The 1,049-nt window shown below is 68.7% G+C and carries 1 protein-coding gene and 1 pseudogene; both read right to left on the bottom strand.

Annotated features, from left to right (window positions below):
- Nucleotides 1-182 (bottom strand): annotated as a pseudogene (locus ACIRS4_RS39050) (ABC transporter permease); the annotation flags it as partial.
- Nucleotides 179-1,049 (bottom strand): ATP-binding cassette domain-containing protein (locus ACIRS4_RS39045; protein WP_404205156.1); only part of this gene is annotated, 871 nt, incomplete at its 5' end. The gene ACIRS4_RS39045 and the pseudogene ACIRS4_RS39050, both read right to left, overlap by 4 nt.

Here is a 1,049-nt window from a genome sequence, read left to right as displayed (position 1 = left end):
CCGAAGACGTAGGCGAACAAGAGCACGAACATGATCGGCGACAGCGTCGAGAAGATCAGCACGTCCGGCACCCGCCGGATCTTGATCACATTGCGTTTGGTGATGGTGATGCTGTCGGTCACTACCATGGCCAGTCGCTGTGCGAGCGAAGGCTTTCCGGCGACGGCGAGCGCGGCGCTCATCGGGCGCCCTCCTTCTCCTCGGCGGATCGATTGCCGTTGATCAGTTCCTCGGCCTGGTGTCCGGTCAGGGACAGGAACACATCGTCGAGCGAGGGCCGGCGCAGCCCCACGTCGTGGATCTGCACCTCGTGCTCGGTCAGCTGCCCGATCGCCTCCACCAGCGCCTGCGAGCCGTCCTCGACCGGCACGATGATCCGCCGCAGCCCCGGCTCGAGCCGAATCTCGCCGTGCGCCAAGCCTTCCAGCGCCTGCCGCGCCACCGCGAGATTGTCGGCGTGATCGACGACCAGCTCGATCCGGTCGCCGCCCACCATCGCCTTGAGCTCGTCGGAGGTGCCCTCCGCGATCACCCGGCCGTGGTCGATGACGGCGATGGAGTCGGCCAGCCGGTCCGCCTCCTCCAGGTACTGGGTGGTCAGCAGCAGCGTGGTGCCGCCCGCCACCAGTTCCTCGATGACATCCCAGAGGTCCAGGCGCGCACGGGGATCCAGGCCGGTGGTGGGTTCGTCCAGGAACAGCACGGGCGGATTCGCGACCAGCGCGCCCGCCAGGTCCAAGCGGCGGCGCATACCGCCGGAGTAACCCTTGACCGGACGGTCGGCGGCATCGGCGAGGCGGAACCGGTCCAGCAGTTCGCGCGCTCGCTCCTTACTGCGCCGCACCCCCATGTGGTACAGCCGGCCCACCATCTCGAGATTCTCGAAGCCGGTGAGGTATTCGTCGACCGCGGCGTACTGGCCGGAGGTGCCGATGCGGGAGCGCAGCAGCTGCGGATCCTTCAGGACGTCCACCCCGGCGACGACGGCGTGGCCGGCGTCGGGGATGAGCAGCGTGGTGAGCACGCGCACGGCGGTGGTCTTGCCGGCG

This window comes from Streptomyces sp. NPDC101166, from assembly GCF_044768125.1.
Lineage (GTDB): Bacteria > Actinomycetota > Actinomycetes > Streptomycetales > Streptomycetaceae > Streptomyces.
This window is presented reverse-complemented; position numbering and strand designations above follow the sequence as displayed.